We start from the raw sequence: 23,047 nt of genomic DNA, 5'->3' as shown, positions 1-23,047 counted from the left end.
TACGGAGAGCAGGAGCACCCTGACAGCTTCACGCAAGCACCCGTTGCTACCGTGCCCGCGTGGAATGGAAACGACTGCTTGGCGGCTGCCGTGAGGTGGCGCGCACGATCGATCTGCCATTGCTGATCGCGTTGCTGATCCTGATGGGCGCGGGCCTGGCGGTGCTGCACAGCGTGTCCGGTCCGGTGGCTGGGCAGGCGGCGCGTTTTGCCGGTGGCCTGGCGTCGATGTGGCTGCTGTCCCGCGTTTCGCTGCTGCGGCTGCGCGCGTGGACGCCGGCAATCTATGCGCTGTCGATGCTGCCGCTGATGGCGGTGTATGTGATCGGTACAGGCAAGTACGGGCAGCGCTGGCTCAATCTCGGCGTGTTCTACCTGCAGCCGTCCGAACTGCTCAAGCTCAGCCTGCCGCTGATGATGGCCTGGTACCTGCATCGGCAACCGCTGCCACCGTCGCCGCGCACCGTACTGACCACCACCGTGCTGATCGGTGTACCCGCCGTGCTGATCCTGATGCAGCCCAACCTGGGCACCGCCACGCTGGTTACCGCCAGCGGTGTGTTCGCGCTGCTGTTGGCCGGATTGCACTGGGGCTGGGTGGCAACTGGCGCGACGGGCCTTGCCGTTGCCGCGCCGCTGGCCTGGTTCGGCCTGCTGCGGCAGTACCAGAAGGATCGCGTGCTGACCTTCCTTGATCCGTCGGCGGATCCGCTTGGCACCGGTTGGAACATCCTGCAGTCGCGCATCGCGATCGGCTCCGGTGGCTGGGACGGGCGCGGCTGGGGGCAGGGCACCCAGGCCACGCTGGACTTCCTGCCTGAGTACACCACCGACTTCGCGTTCTCGGTGCTGGCCGAAGAGTTCGGCTGGATCGGCGTGGCCACCGTGTTTGCGCTGTACCTGTTCGTGGTCGGCCGCTGCCTGTGGATCGCGGTGCACGCCCGCGACACGCACGCACGGTTGCTGGCCGGCAGCCTGGGCTTGGCGTTCTTCGTGTACGTACTGGTGAACGGCGGGATGATTTCCGGCCTGCTGCCGGTGGTGGGCATTCCGATGCCGTTGATCAGTTATGGAGGTACCTCGGCGGTGTCGCTGCTGGCGGGTATCGGGCTGGTGATGGCGGTGCGCGGGCACCGGCCCGTGCACGGGGGATAGGGTTTCCAGCCAACGGCGCAGCCCCTCGTGGGTGGTTGGGTTGGTCGCTTAAAGCCGGATTGCTGAGGGCTGGCCGGGTGGGTGGGTAGTGCGGGGACGCCGTAAACCCGTCCATGGGGGCTTGGCCGCGGCATCCATGCCGCGGACACCCCGCACTACCCACCCACCCGGCCGCTGACAGTTCACGGGCGTTCTCCACCCACGGAGAAGAAAAAGAAGATCAAAGGCAAAAGCAGCTTGGCCGGTTGCTTCATTGCTTCCTGTAGAGCCGAGCCATGCTCGGCTCACGAGCAAGCGCAGCGCCGCGACCCGCTTTTGAATTTTCTTCTCTTCTCCGTGGGTGGCCGCGCTCGGAACCTGTCCGTGGCCGGGTAGATGGGTTGCGCAGGGGCGTGAGCCGCATGGATGCGGCGACCGAGCTTACATGGACGTACTTGCAGCGCCCCCTGCGCAGCCCATCTACCCGGCCCCACCCATGAACTGCTTTGCGCGACCACCCACGAGGGGCTGCGCCGTTGGCTGGAAACTTCCTGACTCTGCGCAACGCTCGCTGTGGAAGCGTTCTCACAACGATGCAGGACAGCACACTCGCTGACCAAAGTCCGCAAAAAACGTTAGCTGGTTCACACTTTTACGCCGCGTTGATCTTGATCAATGGACTTGTCGTAATCGGCCTGCACAATGGCGGCCCGTTCGGCACGGCGCGCCGTCTATCGTTGCAGCGCGAGGGGGCGTCGGGCGGGAAGCAGTACTGATCCAACGGATACAAGGAGCGCGGGGCACTGCCACTGGGGAGCGGCAGCCGCGCAGGTATCGACCGGATCCGGTCGCCGGTTGCGTCTGCGGGGATGGGGACGCAACCGGCAACCTCTCTCTGAATGGGGAAGCACGATCACGACGCCTTCACATTTCCCGCTGAACACGGGCAAATCGTTGTGATTCATGGTGTTAGGGGTTTTAATTCATCCATGACCTGCTAACCTGCGACGATGATTCGACGCACTCTGGCCTGCATGCTCACCCTCGGCCTGGTCGCCTGCGCGACCCAGCCGAAGTCCCCACCGTCTTCACCCCAGGCCAGCAGTACGCCGCGCCAGCCCGCCACCAAGGCCCATGGGCCGGCCGAGGCTGCACCCGAAGCAACTGCGGCTACCGCGCCGCCGGTGGATCTCACACCGGTGCCGTTCGAGGTCGCGCGGGCCCGCTTCATTGCCGATACCGCCAAGCGCTATGGCCTGAAGCCGGAGCAGATCAGCAGCGTGCTCGACCAGGCGCAGGTGCGCCAGCCGATCATCGCCGCGATGTCGCGCCCGGCCGAGCGGGTCAAGCCGTGGAACGAATATCGGCCGATGTTCATCAGCAAGGCACGCATTGATGGCGGTCGCGCGTTCCTGGCCGAACACCGTGCCGAACTGGATCGCGTACAGCAGCGCACCGGCGTGCCGGCCGAAGTGATCGTGGCGATCATCGGCGTGGAAACCAGTTACGGAAAGAATGCCGGCAGCCATCGCGTGCTCGATGCGCTGTACACGCTGGCGTTCTACTACCCACGCAGCGGCGACCCGGCCAAGCTCGAACGCGAAGTGCGCCGCGAACTGTTCTTCCGCGATGAGCTGGCCAAGCTGTTCGAGCTGGGCCGAGAAGAGAAACTGGACATCACCACGCTCAAGGGCAGTTATGCCGGTGCGATGGGCATGGGCCAGTTCATGCCGTCCAGTTACCTCGATTACGCGGTGGACGGCAACGGTGATGGTCGTCGCGACCTGTTCAACAGCTACGACGAGGTGTTCTCCTCCATCGCCAACTACTTCGTGAAGAAGGGGGGCTGGGTGCGTGGTGGCCAGGTTGCGGTACCGGCCACGCTGGCCCCGGGCCGCGAGGAGTTCAACCCGACCGAATGGATGCCCACCTGGTCGCTGGCCGACCTCGCACAGCGCGGCTACCAGCCGAGCACGCCGGTGCAGCCGGGCGCCACCGCCACCCCGATCACCCTGGAAGGCAGCACCGGCAAGCAGTACTGGCTGGGCTTCCAGAACTACTACGCGATCACCCGCTACAACCTCTCGAAGATGTACGCGATGGCCGTGTTCCAGCTGTCCCAGGCCATCGCCGGACAGGAGCTGCCCCCGGCATGAACATCAGATGGCTGGTCCCGAGCTTGATCGTCTTCGCGCTGGCGGCCTGCAGCAGCGCGCCGAAGAAGCCGGCCACGGCCGGCCATGGTGGCAAGTCCAGCGGCACGGTGGTGCAGGGCCGTGGTTCGCGACCGGCGCACTGCCCGGAAGGTTCGCCGTATGCAGCGGCCAAGGAAGACCTCAGCACCCGCGGCAATTACACCGCTGGTGGCCTGTACAAGCCGGGCGTGCGTGACAGCACGCCCGACTACATTCCCAACGTGGCCTGCATCCCCGAGCCGGAAGTGACCGCCGAGGAACGTTCGGCCATCGGCAACAAGTCGCCGTACGTGGTGCTGGGCAAGTCGTACAAGGTGCTCGACGACACCCATGACTACGTCGAGCGCGGCACCGCGTCGTACTACGGGGCCAAGTTCCACGGCCGCCTGACCTCCAACCGCGAGGTCTACGACATGTACCAGTTCACTGCCGCGCACAAGACGCTGCCGCTGCCCAGCTTCGCCCGCGTGACCAACCTGGACAACGGCGAGTCGGTGATCGTGCGTGTCAACGATCGTGGTCCGTTCCATGACGGCCGCGTGGTCGATCTCAGCTATGCCGCCGCCGTGCGCCTGGGCATCACCCAACGCGGTACCGGCAACGTCGAGGTGCGCGCGCTGCAACCGGGCGAGAGCAACCTGATGGCGCAGAAGCCGTCGCGTCGCGAGCGTCGCGCGGCTGAAGCGGCTGCCGCCACCGCGGTGGCCAGTGCGCGCCCGGCGCCGGCGCCACGTGCTTCCACCGACAGTGATATCGATCGCCTGGTCAACCGCTTGCCGACCGATGGCGCCCCGGCGCGCGGCCAGCCGGCCACCACCCGGGGCGTGGCCAGCACCGCGCCGGATGTGGCGGTCAGCAGCCTGCCGCCAAGCGCGCCGGTGGTGCGCAACTCCGCGCCGGCTCCGGCAGTTGTCGCCAGCACGGCCCCGCGCGCGGTGGCACCGGCACCGGTGCGTGCCGCCGCGGCGGCGCCGAGCCTGTCGCAGCAGATGGTCGGCGCGGTGATGGTGCAGGTCGCCAGCTTCTCCAACCGCGACAACGCCAACCGCGCGATGGGCCAGCTCAGTGCCGCCGGCATCGTCGGCGCGACCATCAGCGACATCGCCGCCGGTGGCCGTACCCTGTTCCGCCTGCGTGTTCCGGCAAGCGACCATGCCAGTGCGGCGGAACTTGTCGGGCGCATCGCCGGTCTGGGCCTGGGTTCGCCGCAGATCGTCAAGGACTGATCCGCCCGGGCCGGTGCTGCCGGCCCTTGCTCCCCCGGCCTTACAATGGCCGTTAGTTTCCACCCTCCATTCCCGGCCGTCCCCTGGAGCCTGCTGTCCAATGAATTTCCGTTCCGCCGCCACCGCCCTGGCCGCCACCCTGGTGGTGGGCCTGGCTTCCGCCCAGACGCCGCTGCCGACTCCGGCCACGCCGGCGCCCGCCGCCGCCGCCCCGGCCACCGTCGCCACTCCGCCGGCCCCGGCGCCAAGCGTGTCCAAGGCCTGGGTGCTGATGGATTACGCCACCGGCCAGGTGCTGGCTGGTGAAAACATCCACGAGCAGCTGGCCCCGGCCAGCATCACCAAGGTGATGACGTCGTACGTGATCGCCGCCGAGGTCAAGAACGGCAAGGTCCGTGCGGATGACCAGGTGATGATGAGCGAGCGCGCTTGGCGCGAGGGCGGCGCTGGCACCGATGGGAGCTACAGCGGCTTCCCGGTCAACCAGACCGCGCGCCTGGAAGACATGGAAAAGGGCATGGCGATCCAGTCCGGCAATGATGCCGCGATCGCCCTGGCCGAACATGTGGCTGGCAGCGAAGAGGCCTTTGCCTCGCTGATGAACAGCTACGCCGCCAAGATCGGCATGAAGGACTCGCACTTCGTCAACGCCCATGGTCTGACCGCGCAGGGCCACCACAGCACCGCCTACGACCTGGCGCTGCTGGGCCGCGCGATGGTCCGCGATTACCCGGAAACCTACGCGTACAACAAGATCAAGGAATTCCAGGTCGGCAACATCAAGCAGCCGAACCGCAACCTGCTGCTGTGGCGCGATGGCAGCGTGGACGGCATCAAGACCGGCCACACCTCCGAGGCGGGCTACTGCTTGATGAGCTCGGCCCAGCGTGGCGACCAGCGCCTGATCGCGGTGGTGCTGGGCGGTGCGTCGGAGAAGCAGCGTGCCGATGACAGCCTGGCCCTGCTGAACTGGGGCTTCCGCTTCTTCGAGACCCACCGCCTCTACGAGCCGGGCAAGGCCGTGGCCGAGCACAAGGTCTGGAAGGGCACCACCGACAAGGTGCAGCTGGGCGTGGCCCAGCCGATGCTGGTCAGCGTGCCGCGCGGCCGCTACAACGACCTGAAGCCGAGCATCGACGTGCCCAAGACCCTGGAAGCACCGTTCACCGCCGGCCAGCAGATCGGTACCGTGAAGGTCACCCTGGATGGCAAGGTCATCGCCGAGGCACCGCTGGTGGCCGTGGCCGCCGTCGAGCAGGCCGGCTTCTTCAAGCGCCTGTGGGACAGCTTCTGGATGTGGTGGGAATCGGAATGATCCACGCCCTGGCGTGGTGAACGAAAAGGCCGGCGAATGCCGGCCTTTTCCGTTTCGGGATGCCGGCTCCGCATGATTCCTGCCGGATATGGGTAGTGCCGGCCGCTGGCCGGCTCCCCATGGACCCATCCGGATGTGGGTAGTGCCGGCCGCTGGCCGGCTCCTCATGAACCCATCCGGATGTGGGTAGTGCCGGCCGCTGGCCGGCTCCCCATGAACCCATCCGGATGTGCCAACAGCCGGCCAGCGGCCGGCACTACCCGCAGCCCCTCGCTTACAGCGAGCCATGCAATAACCGGTGTGCCGACCAACGGTCGGCACCTACCCGCTTCACCCTCAGCCCCTCGCTTACAGCGAGCGGCTGATGGTGAAGCTGCCGAACACCGGTGCTTCGCGCTGGCCGTTGAACTCGCGTGTGCTGTGGTAGCGCGCCGCGGCGAACTTCCAGCGTCCGTACATCACGGCCACGCCATAGCCGCCGTAGGCCACCACATGGCGCTTGTCCACGCTGTGACTGTTGCGGAACGTGTTGCCATCCAGCGTGATGTCGCGGATCACCCAGGCCGCGTCCGAGGTCGCGAACAGGTGCCAGGACCAGCCATTGGGACGGCCGCCGAGGGTCGGCGCAGTGTTCTCGCCGGCCGGGCGCAACGGCGTGCTGCCGAAGTCGTCCGGCAGCTTCCAGCCGAAGCGCACCTCACCGCCGAGGTTGGCCTTGGTTTCCAGGTTGCCGATCGACCCGCCGTAGTGGCTGATCGCGTCCCAACCCCAGCCGTCGGCATTGACGCTGGCATCGCCGGGCCAGCGGCGCATGCGCTCATGGGTGAGCATGAACAGCGGCTCGTTGTGCAGCTGGTTGTCCCAGCCCTTGAATTTCTCGTCGCCCAGCACTTCGTGCACGGCATTCTGCACCTGCTTGCCCTGTGCCCACGGGCCGACCACGCCCAGCGTCAGCTGGGTGGTCTGCAGGCGGTCGCCGCTGCGCGCATTGAAACCGAAGTTTGCGATCAGTACGCCAGCGTAAGGACGGTCGTCCTCGATCAGGTCCCTGCGGCTGAAATCGGTCGGGGTGAAGATGCCCTGGCCGATGCTGAAGATCATGTTCTGCTGTTCGAACCTGCCCGGATGCAGCCCTTCCAGGTACTGGTTCACCCAGCGCGCCATGCGCGGCAGGCAGGGGTCGTCGGTGTAGTCGACCAGATTGGGCGAGACCAGGGTCAACAGCGCACCGTTGGTGTAGCCCTGGTCCTGGTGGCGGCCACCAAACAGGTCGTTGTCGACGCGGAAGTTGATCTGCGGCGGGTGGTCGCGCATCGCGTCCGGGCCACATTGTTCGGCCGCCTGGGCGGCAAGGGGGAGGGCAGAGGCCAGCAGGCCGGCCAGCCCGAGGGCTGCGACACTACGCATGGATGGAATGCTCATGGGGAAGGGGACGGTTTTCAGTCGTTATATGCAACGCTACGGTACTCGCGCCCGCGCGGCGGAACGAGCACGTTCGAATCACTTGTCTGTTCCGAAAACAACATTGTCCAGCGGACACAATTTGTTACCCGCGCAAGCGCCGCGGGTCTGGTGTGAAGGTGACCACTGGCCGCCATACGATGCCTGGGCCAGTGCGTGACAGCAGATTGCAGTCAGCTGCCGTTGGGCTTTCGGCCCGCGCCTCTGGGTGGCCTGCAACGCAGCAGGCCGCCGGTGCCGTCTTTGACGTTGATGAATACTCTTGGGTTTGTTGCCCTGCGGCCCGATAATGGGTCCATGGAAATCAAGTCCGACAACCCCGACCACGGCTTCCAGTTCCCCGGCCAGTTCGAGCTCAGCGCCATGGGCCCGGCCAACCGCGGCCTGGAACATGAGCTCCCCCGCCTGCTGCTGGCTGCCGGCATCGATGTCGTCAATGAACGCATCAGCTGGAAGCATTCCTCCAACGGCAAGTACGTGTCCGTCCGCATCGTGTTCAAGGCTGAGAGCCGCGAACAGTACGACCTGGCGCACCAGGCGCTGCGCGACCACCCGGAAGTGAAGTGGACGCTGTAGCCGACAGCTGCCCGGCTGAAGCCGCCCCCGAGGACCGCGCGCCGCGTCCGGCGCTGGTGCGTGACCTTGGCCGCCAGGCGTACGAGCCGGTGTGGCGCGCCATGCAGCGCTTCACCGACCAGCGCAGCGACACCGATGCCGACGAATTGTGGGTGGTCGAACACGACCCGGTGTTCACCCTGGGCCAAGCCGGCAAGGATGAGCATGTGCTGGCGCCGGGCGATATCCCGGTGCTGCATGTGGACCGTGGCGGCCAGGTGACCTATCACGGCCCCGGCCAGATCGTGGTCTACCCGCTGCTGCGCCTGCCGCGCCTGGGCATCGGTGTGCGCGATTACGTGTGCCGCATCGAGCAGGCCATCATCGATACGCTGGGCGAGTGGAACATCGGTGCCGAACGCCGCGAGGGCGCCCCGGGCGTCTATGTCGGCGGCGCCAAGATCGCTGCCCTCGGCATCCGCGTGCGTCGCGGCTGCACCTTCCACGGCCTGGCCTTCAATGTGGCCATGGACCTGGAACCCTTCCACCGCATCAATCCCTGTGGCTATCAGGGGTTGCAGGTGACCTCGGTGGTAGACTTGGGCGGTCCCTCCGGGATGGAGGCCGTCAAGCCGGTGCTGCTGGACCACCTGGCCCGCCAGTTCGGCCTGCTGCTGCAGCACACCCCCGAACTGCCCGATCTTTCTGCGGCCGCCTGACCGCCCCCGGAACTGCCATGACTGAAACCACCGCCCGTTCCATTCCCCTGCAGATCGTGCAGGGCGACTCCCCGTCCGCCGCGCCGTTGCAGGCCGGGGTCAAGCAGCTGGGCGGTGACAAGATCAACCGCTCGCCGGTGCAGTTCGCCGACGCGCCGGTGCTGCGCAAACCGTCCTGGATCCGCGTGCGCATTCCTTCGGGCAATGCCGTGCAGAACCTGAAGGCCAAGCTGCGCGAAAACCGCCTGGTGACCGTGTGCGAGGAAGCCAGCTGCCCGAACATCCACGAGTGCTTCGGCCACGGCACCGCCACCTTCATGATCCTGGGCGAGGTCTGCACCCGCCGCTGCTCGTTCTGCGACGTGGCCCACGGCCGCCCGAAGCCGCCGGATGCCAACGAACCGGCCAGCCTCGGCCAGACCGTGGCCGACATGGGCCTGAAGTACGTGGTGGTGACCAGCGTCGACCGCGATGACCTGCGCGACGGTGGTGCCCAGCACTTCGTCGACTGCATCACCGCCATTCGCGAGAAGTCGCCGGGCACCCGCATCGAAGTGCTGACCCCGGACTTCCGTGGCAAGGGCCGCATGGAGCGCGCGCTGGAGATCCTGGCGCAGAACCCGCCGGATGTGTTCAACCACAACATCGAGACCGTGCCGGACCTGTACCGCAACGTGCGCCCGGGTGCGGACTACCAGTGGTCGCTGAACCTGCTGAAGAACTTCAAGGCGCAGCATCCGGACGTGCCGACCAAGAGCGGCATCATGCTGGGCCTGGGCGAGGACTTCGAACAGATCAAGGCCACCCTGCGCGACCTGCGCGCGCACGACGTGGACATGATCACCATCGGCCAGTACCTGCAGCCGACCGCACACCACCACCCGGTGCTGAAGTACTGGACCCCGGAAGACTACAAGGCGCTGGAGGACTACGGCTACGAGCTGGGCTTCAGCCATGTTGCTTCCGGCCCGATGGTGCGCTCGTCGTATCACGCCGACGTGCAGGCCAAGGGCGCCGGCGTCTCCTGAGGTGGGAGCGGACCTCCTCACTGGTGGGTGCGGACCGTTGGTCCGCACGCTTCCGCCGGGCATGGCCCGGCGCTACCGGTAGCTGCTGACCTCTTCCCGGGTGGGTGCGGACCGTTGGTCCGCACGCCTTCGCCTGCATTCACAATTTGCTACACCGGCCCGGCTAGGCTGGTTTTCCACCGAGCGCGGCCGGGTGACAAACCCGGCAACTTTCGGCACTGTCGTGGTGTCTTAACACCCCGCAGTCTTCCCCTTGGCAAGGCGCCTTCGAGCACGTCAATGAAATTCAAAGCCCCCGCATTCCTGATGGCCCTGGCGCTGGTCGCGCCACTGGCGTTGGCGGCCAAGGCCGACTCGCCCGCATTGCCCGCGGCGGCCACCGCCGACCAGGTGACCACCTCCAAACTGGTGTACGGCCTGCTGTCCGACAGCCGCTACGCCTACCGCCCGCGCGCGCTGGACGAGGCCACCTCCAAGGACGTGTTCAAGCGCTATCTCGAAACGCTTGACGGTGGCAAGCAGTACTTCACCCAGGCCGACGTGGCGCGCTTCGCACCGTTCGAGGCCAACATCGCCTCGGCCATCCGGGGCGGCGAGCTGGAGCCGGCGTTCCAGGTGTTCGCTGTCTACAAGCAGCGCGTCGGCGAGCGCGTGGCGTACGCGCGCAAGCTGCTCAAGCAGGAGCCGGACTTCACCACCGACGAGCGCTTCGAGTACGACCGCAAGAAGGTGCCGTGGGCGGCCAGCAGTGCCGAGCTCGATGAGCTGTGGCGCAAGTCGGTGAAGAACGATTGGCTGCGCCTGAAGCTGGCCGGCAAGAAGCCGGATGACATCCGCAAGACGCTGGACAAGCGCTACGCGACGCTGGAGAAGTCGGTCAATGAACTGAAGGGCGAAGACGTCTTCCAGTTCTTCATGAATTCGTACACCAGTGCCGTTGACCCGCACACGGATTACTTCACCCCACGCACCGCCGAGAACTTCAACCAGGCGATGTCGCTGTCGCTGGAAGGCATCGGTGCGCAGCTGCAGCGCCAGGACGATGTGGTGGTCATCCGCGAGATCATTGCCGGTGGCCCGGCCGCGGTGGATGGCACGCTGAAGCCGGGTGACCGCATCGTCGGCGTTGGCCAGGGCAAGTCCGGCCTGGTCGAGGACGTGATCGGCTGGCGCATCGACGATGTCGTGGCCAAGATCCGCGGCGCCAAGGACACCCAGGTCAAGCTGGAATTCATCCCGGCTGCCGAAGGCGCCGATGGCAAGCACCACACCCTGGTGCTGACCCGCCAGAAGGTGCGCCTGGCCGAACAGGCTGCCAAGGGGGAGACCATGACCATTCCGGCTGCCAACGGCGAGCCGGCACGCAGGATCGGTGTGATCAAGCTGCCGACCTTCTACCAGGACTTCGAAGGCCGTCGCCGCAATGCCGCCGACTACGCCTCGGCCACCCGCGACGTGGCCAAGCTGCTGGCCGGCTTCAAGAACGACAAGCTGGACGGCGTGGTGCTGGACCTGCGCAACAACGGCGGTGGTTCGCTGGATGAAGCGATCGAACTGACCGGCCTGTTCATCGAGCAGGGGCCGGTGGTGCAGGTGCGCGAATCCGGTGGCCGCGTCACCGTCAACAGCGACCGCAACCAGGGCGTGGCGTGGGATGGCCCGCTGGCGGTGCTGATCAACCGTGGTTCGGCCTCGGCCTCGGAGATCTTCGCTGGCGCCATCCAGGACTACGGTCGCGGCCTGGTGATCGGTGAAACCAGCTTCGGCAAGGGCACCGTACAGAACATCGTCGACCTTGACCGCTGGCCGAGCGGCGAGACCCAGCGCTTCGGCCAGGTCAAGCTGACCATTGCCCAGTTCTTCCGCATCAGCGGCAGCAGCACCCAGCACAAGGGCGTGGTGCCGGACCTGGCGTTCCCGGCCAGCGTCGATGCCACCGAGTTCGGCGAGAGCACCTACGACAACGCACTGCCGTGGACCCGCATCGCCGCCGTGCCGCACACCCAGTACGGCAACTTCGCGCCGTTGCTGCCGAAGCTGGAAACCCGTCACGACGCGCGCATCGCCACCGACAAGGAGTTCCAGTGGTGGAACGAGGACGTGCAGCAGTTCCGCACCGAAGCGGCGAAGAAGTACATCTCGCTCAACGAGGCGACCCGTCGCGCTGAGCGCGAGCGCCAGGATACCCAGCGCAAGGAGCGCCAGGTGCAGCGCAAGGAGCTGGGCCTGGCCCTGGACCCGCTGGCCGATGACAGCAGCGATGACGGCCTGACCGGCAACGAGCGCGACATCGTCAAGGATGCCGCGCGCGAGAAGGCTGCCGAAAAGCGCCCGGACCCGCTGCTGCGCGAGTCAGCCTCGATCCTGGCCGACGCGGTGAACCTGCTGGCCAACGACCGCCCGCTGTCGGCGCAGGTGCTGCCGCAGTCCACCGGTGCCGGCCGCTGGGCGGACTGAGCCGGCGACGGCATGTGATACCCGAGGGGCCGGCATTGCCGGCCCTTTTTTCGTTTGGGGGACCTCGTTCACGGTAGCGCCGTGCCATGCGTGGCGGGGCGAAGTGCCACAAACGACTTAATCCCCTCCGTCCCCTTTTCCGTGCATGAACCGGCAGCAACGGCGGGGGCTGGCGGGCGTACTTTCGACCTGCCGCACACGGCCGCAGGACTACCCTTGGCGGTACCGTCCTCGCAGGAGTACCCATGCGGGCCTCCCGTCTTTCCAGTGTTGCCGTGGCGCTCGCCAGCGCCCTGATCCTGTCGGCCTGTGGTGGCCGCGCCGCTGACAGCACGTTGCTTCGCGAATCCTTTGATTCCGGCGACACCTTCTCGCGCACCGTTGATGGCCGTCCCGGTGACGCCTGCGAGGCCGCACGGCGCACCCTGCTCAGCCAGGGCTATGCCATCGCCCGTTCCGACGCGGCACAGGTGGAAGGCAACAAGAACTTCCAGCCGCGCGAGGACGATCACGAGCAGCTGGTGCTGCGTATTTCCTGCGCACCGCGCGGGAGCCAGACACTGGTATTCGTCAGTGCCGTGCAGGATCGCTATGCGTTGAAGAAGAGTCCGACCTCGGCCAGTGTTGGCGTCGGTGCGCTCGGATCTGTATCGCTGCCGTTCGGCAGCAATGACGATTCGCTGGTGAAAGTGGCCAGCAGCACGGTCACCGATGCCGAGTTCTATCGACGCTTCTTCCAGCGCCTGCAGCAGTACCTGCCTGCGGACGCTGCCGCGCCCCCGGCGGCGACAACGCCCGAACCCGCAGCGGCCCCCACGGACCTGGGGTGAGTGTGCGTGGCAGGCTGATGGGCGTGGCGCTGCTGCTGGTGCCCGCGCTGGGCGCCGCGTCCACGTCTGTCGACTGCGTGCAGGGCCTGTTGCAGCGATTGGGCTGGCGCTTCGAAGACGCGGCGGTTGCCTTGCCCGAGGTGCAGGGCGGCCCCGTGTGCACGCGTGCCTCGCTGGCGGCGGCGCAGGCAGCTGGTGACCTGCACGTGCGCTGGCCCGTGGATCTGCCGGCTGCCTCGCGCCAGGCACTGCTGCAACAACTGCTGGACGATCCGGCCACGATCTGCGCCTACGCCTTTGAGCTGGGGGCAGCCACGCAACGTGCCGCGACTGCACTGCAGGGCAATCCAGGATTCCGTTTCTCTGGCCTGCAGCTGGGCTGGATCGGCTTCGGCCTGCACGGCGCACAGGCGCAAGGCTGGCAGCGCACGCGAAGCTTCGGCCGTGGTTTCGTGCCCACTGCGGGCAACAGCCAGGCGCTGCAGGCGTTCTACAGCGGCAATGTGCGCGCTGAATGTGGAGTCGGTCGCCAGGTCGCACAACTGGCCACACAGCGCGAGCTGTATGGCGATGCGGCCTTCGACGCTGGATTCTCCGCAGAAGAACTGTCGATCGGTACGTTCCTCGCGCTGCACGATACCGACAGCATCCTGCTTGGCGCACACGCCGGTGACTACTTCGCCGATGGCAAGGCGGTGCGCACCTCGGCGATGGGCCGCCAGGCCTTCGTCGGTGTGCCTGGTTTCATCGAACATGTGTACGACAAGGGCATGCTGGACGACCTGAGCAACCAGGCCGAAAACTTCGTGGTGGTGTCGGTGGGCGAGGAGGCCGCGCAGGCGTTGGCCGCGCACGGCGGCCTTGCCTGGTACGACCAGCGCAATGCCGAGCTGTGGGCGCTGGCGCAGGACATCCCGCGTATCGGCCGGCGCTACTTCGAACGCCTGTTGTTCGAGCGCGACCCGGACCTTCGTGCACGGCTGGAACCGCGCTACCACGCCACGCTGGCACGCATGGACCGCCTGCTGGACGATCCGTTCTACCAGCAGTTCGTGATCTATGTGCATCCGCGCGGTATACGTCCCATCGGCTACCCCATCGCCCGCCTGCTTGACCGCAACCCGCGAACCCCCTTTTCGATCGACCTGGCGGTGCACAATCTGCATACCACGCTCTACCGGCGTTGGCGCGAGGCGCAGCTGCGCCACTGCGCGGCTACCGGCAGGCCAGGCAGCCTGACCCTAGACCCCAACTGAAGGTGAAACAATGGATATTGCAATGATCGGCCTCGGCCGCATGGGCGCCAACATGGCCCAGCGCCTGCATCGCGGCGGCCACCGCGTGGTCGGCTACGACCCGGGCGAAGGTGCCCGCCAGCGCGCCGCCGAGGCCGGCCTGGAGGTGGTCGATTCGCTGGCCGCCGCGGTGGCCGCGCTGCCGGTGCCGCGCGTGGTGTGGCTGATGGTGCCGGCCGGCGAAACCGTCGACCAGACCCTGGGTCAGCTGACTCCGCACCTGGCCGAGGGTGACATCGTCATCGACGGCGGCAACTCCAACTACCAGGACTCGATCCGTCGCGCCAAGGCGCTGGCCGAAGACGACCTGGGCTACGTCGACTGCGGCACCAGCGGTGGCGTGTGGGGCCTGCAGGAAGGCTACAGCCTGATGGTCGGTGGTGAAGCGGCGGTGGTGGAGCAGATCGCACCGCTGCTGCGCACGCTGGCACCGGCCGAAGACCGTGGCTGGGGTCGTGTCGGCCCGTCCGGCGCTGGCCACTTCACCAAGATGGTCCACAACGGCATCGAGTACGGAATGATGCAGGCCTACGCCGAAGGTTTCGCGCTGATGGAGCGCAAGCAGGAGATGGAGCTGGACCTGGCCCAGGTGGCCGAGGTGTGGCGCCACGGCAGCGTGGTGCGCTCCTGGCTGCTGGACCTGAGCACCGAAGCACTCAAGCGGAATCCTTCGCTGGATGGCATCGCACCGTATGTCGAGGATTCCGGCGAAGGCCGCTGGACCGTGGCCGAAGCGATCGCACTGGATGTACCGGCGCCGGTGATCACCCTGTCGCTGCTGGAACGCCTGCGCTCGCGTGAATCCAATTCGTTCACCGACCGCCTGTTGTCGGCGATGCGCAATGAATTCGGCGGCCACGCGATCAAGAAGTCGTAAGCCTTGCTGGGGTCGGACCCCTTTCCGCAGGAGAGGGCTCTGACCCCATGAGGCCACACGAGCGCATTCCGATCATTTCCACGCCATCCACGCATGGCGTGGATCTACTGTGCCGACCAACGGTCGGCACCCACCAACAGCCGCGGGAAACTGTCGAAGGCGGGGTGGGTCCGGTTGCGGGGGTGTCCGCGGCATGGATGCCGCGGCCAAGCCCCCAGGGAAGGGTTTACGGCGTCCCCCGCAACCGGACCCACCCCGCCATCCCACGGATAGCCGGCTTTTGCTGTTGCTGTTGAGGTTGCCGGCCAGCGGCCGGCACTACCACGGGTGCAGGGCGCAGCCCTGCCGATCACCCCAACGCGATCCGCCGCCCTTCGCGCGCACTGTCCATGCCTGCCTGCAGCAGCCGCATCAGCTGCAGCGCCTGCACCGGATCGACCGTGGCTTCGCCGTCGCCATGCATGGCCGCGGCGAACTGCGCATACAACCGACGGTAGTCACCGGGCAGATTGTCGACGGTGCTGCGCTGCACGTTGTCCTCGGCATCACAGCGCACCAGCTCGCCATGCCGCGGGTCGATGCCCCAGCCGGGCGCACCGGGCGCCACACCGCGGCGCAGCTGCGCTTCCTGTACATCCAGGCCGTGCTTGATCCAACTGGCCTTGCTGCCATGCACGCTGAAATGCGGCGTGGGAGCTGCCACCAGGGAACCGGAATGCACGATCGCGCGATGCCGCGGGTAGTGCAGCACGGCGTGGAAGTAATCGATGGCGCTGCCGCCATCGCGCTGCACGGCCAGATCAGCATCGATCGCTTCGGGCCAGCCGAACAGCACCAGCATCTGGTCCAGCAAGTGCGGGCCCAGGTCGTACCACAGGCCACTGCCGGGACCGTCCTGCTCGCGCCAGCGGTCACGCACCTGCGGGCGATAGCGATCGAAATGCACATGGCACTCGGCGATGTCGCCCAGTGTCCCGTCCGCAAGCAGCGCCTGCAGCGTGAGGAAGTCGGCATCGAAGCGCCGGTTCTGGAAGACGGTGGCGATGCGTCCGGCATCGCGTGCCGCAGCCAGAACGGCTTCGGCTTCAGCGACATCCAGCGCGAACGGCTTGTCGACCAGCACGTGCTTGCCGGCGGCCAGCGCTGCGATCGCCAGCGGCGCGTGCTGTTCATTGGGCGTGGCGATCACTACGGCATCCACCGCCGGGTCGTCGAACACCTCCTGCGGCGTGGCACGCACGTGCACGTCACTGAACGCGCGCAGCAACGTGTCTCGCTGCGAACTGACGATGCTGTGCAGCACCAGGCCGGGTGTGTGCTGGATCAGCGGTGCGTGGAAGACACGGCCGGCGAGGCCGTAGCCGATCAGGGCCAGTTGCAGGTCGGGGCGCATGACAGAGCTCCGGCAGTGGGGAAGGGCAGGGTAAACGACGCGGGCTCACGGGCCAAAGCTGAACGGTTGTCGTTGCAGATAGCCCGATTCACAGCGGCATGACCGCAACCCCACGCCTGCTCTACGCCGGGTTGTCCAGACTGGCAGCACATTCCGAAGGAGTACGACACGATGAGCAATACGACCCGCACGCTGATTGCCTCCGCCCTGACGCTGGGCCTGGCGCTGTCCTCCTCGGCCGCATTCGCCAAGGATCCGGCCGCGAAGAGCCCGCCGACCAGCGCGCACCCGGCGACCCATGCTGATCGCCACGATTCCAACGAGCCGGTGACCGATACCTGGATCACCACCAAGGTGAAGGCCGACCTGCTCGCCAGCAGCAACGTTCCGGGTACCGAAATCAAGGTGGAAACCGTGAACGGCGTGGTCAGCCTGAGCGGTGCCGTAGCGAGCCAGGCCGAGAAGGACAAGGCCGTCACCACCGCCAAGGGCATCAAGGGTGTGACCCGCGTTGATGCAGCCGCATTGAAGGTCAGCGCTGCCGCCAAGCGCTGAACCCGTTGGGCGCCCCCTCGCGGGGCGCCCGTTGAGCTGTAGGGTCGCGGCCATGTTCGGCTGGAACTCCAAGGCAGCCGAGCATGGCCCGCCTCTACAGGTCTGAGGACTGCGAACCTGTTCAGCCAACCAGGGGGGAAACCCCTGCGTTGTGACCGCCTGCGCTATATTGCCGGTTCCGCCGCAGCCGGACAGGGTCCGGCCGACGCCCTGCGGCCGTGCTGAAGAGGAACTATGGCGCTGGTTTTCAGTGACGACATCTGGGACCGCTGGCGGCTGCCGGCCCTGGCGCTGGCGGCCGCAGCGATCATCGTGGTGCCGTGGTTGACCCTGCGCAAACTGCAGCAGGACAACGAGCAGGCAATGGCCTGGGTCAACCATACCCAGGCGGTGGGCGTAGCCCTGCAGCAGCTGCAGGCTGATGTGCGCGACGTCGAATCGGCCGCATTGACGCTGTCCAAGGGCGTGGACGCACCCGGGCTGCGCGAGCGCATGGCCGCAGCCAACGACATTCCCGGTCGCTTGGCCGAACTGGGGCGGATGACCCGCGACAACCCTGACCAGCTGATCCGCATCGGCCGTATCGAATCGATGCTGGAAGGGCGGATGGCGCTTGCCCGCGAGCTGGCCAGATCTGAACCCAACAGCGATCAACGCGAGCTGGTGAAGGACCTGAGCACGCGCTATCCGATCCGTGGCCTGGTGGAAGAACTCCAGGCCAGCGAACAGCAACTGTTGACACTGCGGGCCGAGCAGGCGGCGCGCCAGCGCAAGCAGACCGAGCTGGTGTCTTGGAGTTCGCTGGTGATCCAGCTGGGACTGCTCGGCCTGGTGCTTTGGCTCCTGCAGCGGCAGATCGGGCGGCGCCTGCACGCCGAACGCCAATCGCTGCGCTCGGCGGCACGCGCGGCATCGGTGTTGCAGACCGTGCGCGAACCCATCGTGCTGCTCGACCGCGACCTGCGCGTGCAGTTGCATAACCCCGCCTTCGCCGAGCTGTACGGGCTGCAGGACGAACGCGCCGATGGCCTGCTGCTGGAAAACGTCGGCGACGGTGCCTGGAAGGACGCCGTCGTGCGCCAACGCCTGTCCGACGTGCTGCTGCGCGGCCGCGAGCTGTGGGATTTCGAGCACGAACAGCGCACCGCCGACGGCATGGCGCGCTACATGCTGCTGAACGCACGGCGCATGCCGCTGCCCGATACCGATGATGAAGTGGTGCTGCTGACGGTCAGCGATGTCACCATGCAACGCGCAGTCCAGCTGCGCGTTGAAGAGCTCAACCGCCAGCTGGAAGGCAAGGTCGCGCAGGTGTCCGAGGTCAACCGCGAGCTGGAGGCCTTCAGCTACTCGGTCTCGCATGACCTGCGCGCACCGCTGCGCCACGTCGCCGGATTCTCCGACAAGCTGTCGCGCCACCTGGGCGACGCTGCCGATGACAAGAGCCGTCATTACCTGGACGTGATCTCCAGTTCGGCCCGGCGCATGGCGGCGCTGATCGATGACCTGCTGGTCTACTCGCGCCTGGGCCGCGCGGCGATGCGCCAGCAGGCGGTGGACATGCAGTCGCTGGTGGCCGATACCCGTGCCATGCTCGATTCCAACCTGCAGGCCGAGGCGGAGAACAGTGGCCATGTGCACCAGGTGGAGTGGAGCATCGCGCCGCTGCCGATCGTGGTCGGCGATGAGAACATGATCCGCCAGGTCTGGCTCAACCTGCTCGGCAACGCGGTGAAGTACTCGGGCAACCGCGAACCGGCGAAGATTCGCGTGGACTACCAGCCGCAGCCTGACGGCGGTCATCAGTTCACGGTCAGCGACAATGGTGCAGGCTTTGACATGGCCTACGCCGGCAAGCTGTTTGGTGTCTTCCAGCGCCTGCACAAGGCCAGCGACTACCCGGGTACCGGCATCGGCCTGGCCAGCGTGCGCCGCGTGCTCACCCGTCATGGCGGCCGTATCTGGGCCGAGGCTGAACCGGACGTCGGCGCCACCTTCCACTTCTACCTGCCTCCCGCGATCGATGCGGACAAACAAGGGCCTTCTGCATGACCACTTTGCGCACCATTCTTCTCGCCGAAGACAGCCCGGCCGACGCCGAAATGGCGATCGACGCCCTGGAAGAGGCGCGTCTGGCCAACCCCATCGTGCACGTCGAGGATGGCGTGGAAGTGATGGACTACCTGCTGCGGCGCGGCGCCTTCGCCAACCGCGAGGAAGGCCTGCCGGCAGTGCTGCTGCTGGACATCAAGATGCCGCGCATGGATGGCCTGGAAGTGTTGCGGCAGATCCGCGAACACGAAGAGCTCAAGCGCCTGCCGGTGGTGATCCTGTCGTCCTCGCGCGAGGAAAGCGATCTGGCCCGGAGCTGGGACATGGGCGTGAATGCTTATGTGGTCAAGCCAGTGGACGTGGACCAGTTCTTCGGCGCCGTACAGACGCTGGGCAAGTTCTGGGCGTTGATCAACCAGGCACCGGAACTCGAGTGAGCCCATGCCCATGACCGGTCCCGCCCTGGGGGCGCTGCGCATCCTGCTGGTGGAGGACTCACCGGAAGATGCCGAGCTGATGTCCGAACAGATGCTCGATGCGGGCCTGGAGGCCCGCTTCGAGCGTGTCGAGAGCGAGGCCGAACTGCGCCAGGCACTGGCCGCGTTCCAGCCGGACATCGTGCTGTCCGACCTGAGCATGCCGGGGTTTTCCGGTGATGATGCGCTGCGCATCGTGCGCGAGACCTCGCCGGAAGTACCCTTCATCTTCGTCTCCGGCACCATGGGTGAGGAGAATGCGGTGGCGGCGCTGCAGAAGGGCGCCAATGACTACATCATCAAGCACCAGCCGGCGCGCCTGCCGTCGGCGGTGGCACGTGCGATCCGCGATGCACGCAGCGCGATCGAGCGCGCACGGGTGGAAACCGAGCTGATGCGCGCACAGCGCCTGGAAAGCCTGTCGCTGCTCGCAGCCGGGCTCAGCCACGACCTGCGCAACATCCTGCAGCCGTTGCTGATCATGCCGGACCTGCTGAAGGCGCGTACCGACGATCCGCAACTGCACCACCTGGCCGATGTCATCGCCGAGTGCGGCCGCCGTGGCCATGAGATGGCCGAATCGATGCTGTCGTTCGTGCGCGGTTCGCGCAAGCCGAGCGAGCGCATCGAGATCGATGGCCTGTTCGATGCGGTGGCACTGCTGTTGCGCAGCAACGTGCCTGATGCGGTGCGCCTGGAGTTGCAGGTGCAGGACGAAGGCCTGGTGGTCGACGCCAACTACACCGAACTGCAGCAGGTGATGCTGAATCTGGCGCTCAACGCGATACAGGCGATGCCCAACGGTGGCCGCCTGAGCCTGACTGCCAGCCATGCCGGCCATCGCGATGGCGTGGACTGGATGCACATACGGGTCGCCGACGAAGGCATCGGCATGGATGCGGACACGCTGTCGCACCTGTTCAATCCGTTCTTCACCACCAAGGCCGACGGCACTGGCCTGGGGCTGATTTCCTGCAAGCGCATCGTCGAAGGTGCCGGCGGCAGCATTCACGTCAGTAGCCAGCCGGGGCAGGGCACCTGCTTCGAACTGCGCCTGCCGATGCACGACGCCATCGATGGCAGCGAGCCGATCGAACAGCTGGTGGCCTTGGGCAGCGGCCAATCGATCCTGGTGGTCGATGGCGAAGCCACGCGCCTATCGCTGCTGGGCAATGCGCTGTCCAGCCAGGGCTACCAGCTGCAGTTGGCTTCCGATGGCCCGGCAGCGCTGCGCTGGATGCAGCAGGAGGCGATGCCCGCGCTGGTGATTGCCGATGCCGGCTCCAAGCTGCTGCCGGCCAGCCAGCTGCTGGGCGAGATGGCGACGTTGGGCTATCGCGGCCCGGCACTGGTACTGGAAGACCCGGCAGTGCCGGTCGCGGCCGATGCCTTCCCGGACGGCGTAGAGGTGCATGTGCTGCACAAGCCGCTGCAGATGCAGCAGGTCTTCCGCGCGGTGGCAGAAGCGCTGGGCTGATGCCCCGGTAGTGCCGGCCGCTGGCCGGCATCCCTGTGTGGCGGGATCAATGCGGTTGCCGGCCAGCGGCCGGCACTACCGTTCGGCAGTTTCCCAGGGGAAGCGTGGCAGGGCGTCCACCGCCTGTTCCAGCCGCTGCAGATGCAGCAGGTCTTCCGCGCCGTGGCCGAAGCGCTGGGCTGATGTCCCGGTAGTGCTGGCCGCTGGCCGGCATCCCTGTGTGGTGGGATCAATGCGGTTGCCGGCCAGCGGCCGGCACTACCGCTCGGCAGTTTCCCAGGGGAAGCGTGGCAGGGCGTCCACCGCCTGTTCCAGCCGCTGCAGATGCAGCTAGTCTTCCGCGCAGCGGCCGAAGCGCTGGGTTGATGCCCCGGTAGTGCCGGCCGCTGGCCGGCATCCCAGTGTGGTGGAATCAACGCGGTTGCCGGCCAGCGGCCGGCACTACCGCTCGGCAGTTTCCCAGGGGAAGCGTGGCAGGGCGTCCGCCGCCTGTTCCAGCCGCTGCAGATGCAGCAGGTCTTCCGCGCCGTGGCCGAAGCGTTGGGTTGATGCCCCGGTAGTGCCGGCCGCTGGCCGGCATCCCTGTGTGGTGGGATCAACGCGGTTGCCGGCCAGCGGCCGGCACTACCGTTCGGCAGTTTCCCAGGGGAAACGCGGCAGGGCGTCCATCGCCTGTTCCAGCCGCAGCAGATGCAGCTGGTCTTCCGCGCAGCGGCCGAAGCGCAGGGCTGATGCCAGGTAGTGCCGGCCGCTGGCCGGCATCCCAGTGTGGTGGAATCAATGCGGTTGCCGGCCAGCGGCCGGCACTACAGCTTGGCAGTTTCCCAGGGGAAGCGTGGCAGGGCGTCCACCGCCTGTTCCAGCCGCTGCAGATGCAGCTGGTCTTCCGCGCGGTGGCCGAAGCGCTGGGCTGATGCCCGGTAGTGCCGGCCGCTGGCCGGCATCCCTGTGGGGCGGGATCAACGCGGTTGCCGGCCAGCGGCCGACACTACCGTTCGGCAGTTTCCCAGGGGAAGCGTGGCAGGGCGTCCACCGCCTGCTCCAGCCGCTGCAGATGCAGCAGGTCTTCCGCGCCGTGGCCGAAGCGCTGGGCTGATGCCCCGGTAGTGCCGGCCGCTGGCCGGCATCCCTGTGTGGCGGGATCAACGCGGTTGCCGGCCAGCGGCCGGCACTACCGTTCGGCAGTTTCCCAGGGGAACCGCGGCAGGGCGTCCACCGCCTGTTCCAGGCGCCGTGACCAGTTCTGGTGGATGTCCGCATACAACGTTGAATCCGCGCCGAGCCGCAGCTGCTGCCCGATGCGCAGTTCACCATCACGCAGCAGCGCCAGGTCGATCGGCAGGCCTACCGACAGATTGGAGCGAATGGTCGAATCCAGCGACACGATTGCCGTGCGCGCCGCGTCCTCCAGGCGTGTGGCCGGGCTGAGGATGCGGTCCAGGATGGGCTTGCCGTACTTGGACTCACCGATCTGAAGATAGGGCGTCTCCGGCGAAGCGGCGATGGCGTTGCCGAGCGGATAGATCATGTACAGCCCGGGCCGCTCGCCAGCGATCTGGCCACCGAAAATCAGCGTCGCCTGGGTGTTGACCCCGTCATGGCCGTGCTCGCTGTGGCTGCTGTGCACCTGGCTGTCCACCAGCAGCTGGCCGACGTACTCGGCAGCTTCGAACAGATGGGTCATGTCGCGCAGGTTGGGCGTGCGCCGTTCACTGGCGTCGCGCCCCAGGCGTGACACCAGCAGCTGGGTGGTGGCCAGGTTGCCAGCCGCCATCAGCACGTAGGCTGCCTGGCCGGGGTACTCGAACACGTGCAGCTTGCGGTGCACGCGCACATCGTCCAGCGAGGCATTGGTCCGGGTGTCGGCAGCGAAGACCAGGCCTTCGTCCACCTCGATTCCAACGCAATAGGTCATGTCGGTGCCCTATCATGTGCGTCCCGGATTGTAGGCAGGCCGCCGTGACGACGGCATGTCCACGCCCCCCAAGTGCCGTCACCTGAAC

Annotated in this window: 20 protein-coding genes; 17 read left to right on the top strand and 3 right to left on the bottom strand. The window is 66.8% G+C overall.

Annotated features, from left to right (window positions below; all coding sequences use genetic code 11):
* The first annotated feature begins 59 nt into the window (after positions 1–59).
* From rodA to AC5P5R_RS08515, 4 genes are all read left to right on the top strand, one after another.
* Positions 60–1,154 (top strand): rod shape-determining protein RodA, encoded by a 1,095-nt coding sequence (gene rodA / locus AC5P5R_RS08530; protein WP_033834551.1) that lies wholly within the window; start codon positions 60–62, stop codon positions 1,152–1,154.
* 989 nt (positions 1,155–2,143) lie between these two features.
* On the top strand, positions 2,144–3,289 hold the full coding sequence (gene mltB / locus AC5P5R_RS08525) for a lytic murein transglycosylase B (protein ID WP_164281721.1): 1,146 nt from the start codon (positions 2,144–2,146) through the stop codon (positions 3,287–3,289).
* A complete protein-coding gene (locus AC5P5R_RS08520) occupies positions 3,286–4,554 on the top strand; it encodes a septal ring lytic transglycosylase RlpA family protein (protein ID WP_100438137.1) in 1,269 nt (422 codons plus the stop codon). Before mltB ends, AC5P5R_RS08520 begins: the two co-directional genes overlap by 4 nt.
* Before the next feature lie 100 nt (positions 4,555–4,654).
* Positions 4,655–5,869: a D-alanyl-D-alanine carboxypeptidase family protein gene (locus AC5P5R_RS08515; protein WP_100438136.1), complete on the top strand. Its 1,215-nt coding sequence runs from the start codon at positions 4,655–4,657 to the stop codon at positions 5,867–5,869.
* Between the two features lie 348 nt (positions 5,870–6,217).
* On the opposite strand, the gene AC5P5R_RS08510 is transcribed toward AC5P5R_RS08515, so the two are convergent.
* Positions 6,218–7,276, bottom strand: a complete 1,059-nt coding sequence (locus AC5P5R_RS08510) for a lipid A deacylase LpxR family protein (protein ID WP_164281720.1) — start codon at positions 7,274–7,276, stop codon at positions 6,218–6,220.
* A gap of 351 nt (positions 7,277–7,627) precedes the next feature.
* On the opposite strand from AC5P5R_RS08510, the gene AC5P5R_RS08505 reads away from it, so the two are divergent.
* The 7 genes from AC5P5R_RS08505 to gnd all read left to right on the top strand — a co-directional run bounded on the left by AC5P5R_RS08505 (position 7,628) and on the right by gnd (position 15,091).
* Positions 7,628–7,906 carry a YbeD family protein gene (locus tag AC5P5R_RS08505; protein ID WP_005411067.1) on the top strand — a complete coding sequence of 93 codons (279 nt, stop codon included), beginning with the start codon at positions 7,628–7,630 and terminating at the stop codon, positions 7,904–7,906.
* The gene (gene lipB / locus AC5P5R_RS08500) at positions 7,894–8,604 is read left to right on the top strand and encodes a lipoyl(octanoyl) transferase LipB (protein ID WP_005411066.1); all 711 of its coding nucleotides are present in this window, start codon (positions 7,894–7,896) and stop codon (positions 8,602–8,604) included. Before AC5P5R_RS08505 ends, lipB begins: the two co-directional genes overlap by 13 nt.
* Positions 8,605–8,621: 17 nt before the next feature.
* Positions 8,622–9,632, top strand: coding sequence for a lipoyl synthase (gene lipA, locus AC5P5R_RS08495; RefSeq protein WP_005411065.1), 1,011 nt, complete (start codon positions 8,622–8,624; stop codon positions 9,630–9,632).
* A 279-nt stretch (positions 9,633–9,911) separates the two neighbouring features.
* Entirely contained in the window at positions 9,912–12,089 is a 2,178-nt protein-coding gene (locus AC5P5R_RS08490; protein WP_005411064.1) for a carboxy terminal-processing peptidase, read from the top strand.
* A 245-nt stretch (positions 12,090–12,334) separates the two neighbouring features.
* Positions 12,335–12,919 (top strand): DUF2242 domain-containing protein, encoded by a 585-nt coding sequence (locus tag AC5P5R_RS08485; RefSeq protein WP_099484075.1) that lies wholly within the window; start codon positions 12,335–12,337, stop codon positions 12,917–12,919.
* Between the two features lie 17 nt (positions 12,920–12,936).
* Entirely contained in the window at positions 12,937–14,175 is a 1,239-nt protein-coding gene (locus tag AC5P5R_RS08480; RefSeq protein WP_100438134.1) for a hypothetical protein, read from the top strand.
* A gap of 10 nt (positions 14,176–14,185) precedes the next feature.
* Positions 14,186–15,091 carry a phosphogluconate dehydrogenase (NAD(+)-dependent, decarboxylating) gene (gene gnd, locus AC5P5R_RS08475; RefSeq protein WP_005411061.1) on the top strand — a complete coding sequence of 302 codons (906 nt, stop codon included), beginning with the start codon at positions 14,186–14,188 and terminating at the stop codon, positions 15,089–15,091.
* Positions 15,092–15,440: 349 nt separating this feature from the next.
* Here gnd and AC5P5R_RS08470 read toward each other — a convergent pair whose 3' ends face one another.
* Positions 15,441–16,484 (bottom strand): oxidoreductase, encoded by a 1,044-nt coding sequence (locus AC5P5R_RS08470; protein WP_100438130.1) that lies wholly within the window; start codon positions 16,482–16,484, stop codon positions 15,441–15,443.
* Between the two features lie 171 nt (positions 16,485–16,655).
* Here AC5P5R_RS08470 and AC5P5R_RS08465 point away from each other — a divergent pair, with 171 nt between their 5' ends.
* The 6 genes from AC5P5R_RS08465 to AC5P5R_RS08440 all read left to right on the top strand — a co-directional run bounded on the left by AC5P5R_RS08465 (position 16,656) and on the right by AC5P5R_RS08440 (position 22,140).
* Positions 16,656–17,039, top strand: a complete 384-nt coding sequence (locus tag AC5P5R_RS08465) for a BON domain-containing protein (RefSeq protein WP_005411059.1) — start codon at positions 16,656–16,658, stop codon at positions 17,037–17,039.
* A 234-nt stretch (positions 17,040–17,273) separates the two neighbouring features.
* Entirely contained in the window at positions 17,274–19,091 is a 1,818-nt protein-coding gene (locus AC5P5R_RS08460; RefSeq protein ID WP_043034000.1) for a sensor histidine kinase, read from the top strand.
* Positions 19,088–19,528, top strand: a complete 441-nt coding sequence (locus tag AC5P5R_RS08455) for a response regulator (protein ID WP_005411057.1) — start codon at positions 19,088–19,090, stop codon at positions 19,526–19,528. The genes AC5P5R_RS08460 and AC5P5R_RS08455 overlap by 4 nt, the downstream gene beginning before the upstream one ends.
* 4 nt (positions 19,529–19,532) lie before the next feature.
* Entirely contained in the window at positions 19,533–21,044 is a 1,512-nt protein-coding gene (locus AC5P5R_RS08450; protein WP_164281719.1) for a hybrid sensor histidine kinase/response regulator, read from the top strand.
* A 731-nt stretch (positions 21,045–21,775) separates the two neighbouring features.
* Positions 21,776–21,958: a hypothetical protein gene (locus AC5P5R_RS08445; protein WP_138927444.1), complete on the top strand. Its 183-nt coding sequence runs from the start codon at positions 21,776–21,778 to the stop codon at positions 21,956–21,958.
* Complete coding sequence (locus tag AC5P5R_RS08440) at positions 21,958–22,140, top strand: hypothetical protein (protein ID WP_138927445.1); 183 nt, start codon at positions 21,958–21,960, stop codon at positions 22,138–22,140. The genes AC5P5R_RS08445 and AC5P5R_RS08440 overlap by 1 nt, the downstream gene beginning before the upstream one ends.
* Positions 22,141–22,215: 75 nt before the next feature.
* On the opposite strand, the gene AC5P5R_RS08435 is transcribed toward AC5P5R_RS08440, so the two are convergent.
* Entirely contained in the window at positions 22,216–22,959 is a 744-nt protein-coding gene (locus AC5P5R_RS08435; protein ID WP_100438129.1) for a proteasome-type protease, read from the bottom strand.
* Positions 22,960–23,047 lie beyond the last annotated feature (88 nt).

The sequence above is a fragment of the Stenotrophomonas sp. YJH_SMC_19 genome (assembly GCF_059367915.1).
Note: the sequence above shows the minus strand (reverse complement) of the source record. Positions and strands in the feature narration are given on the sequence as shown.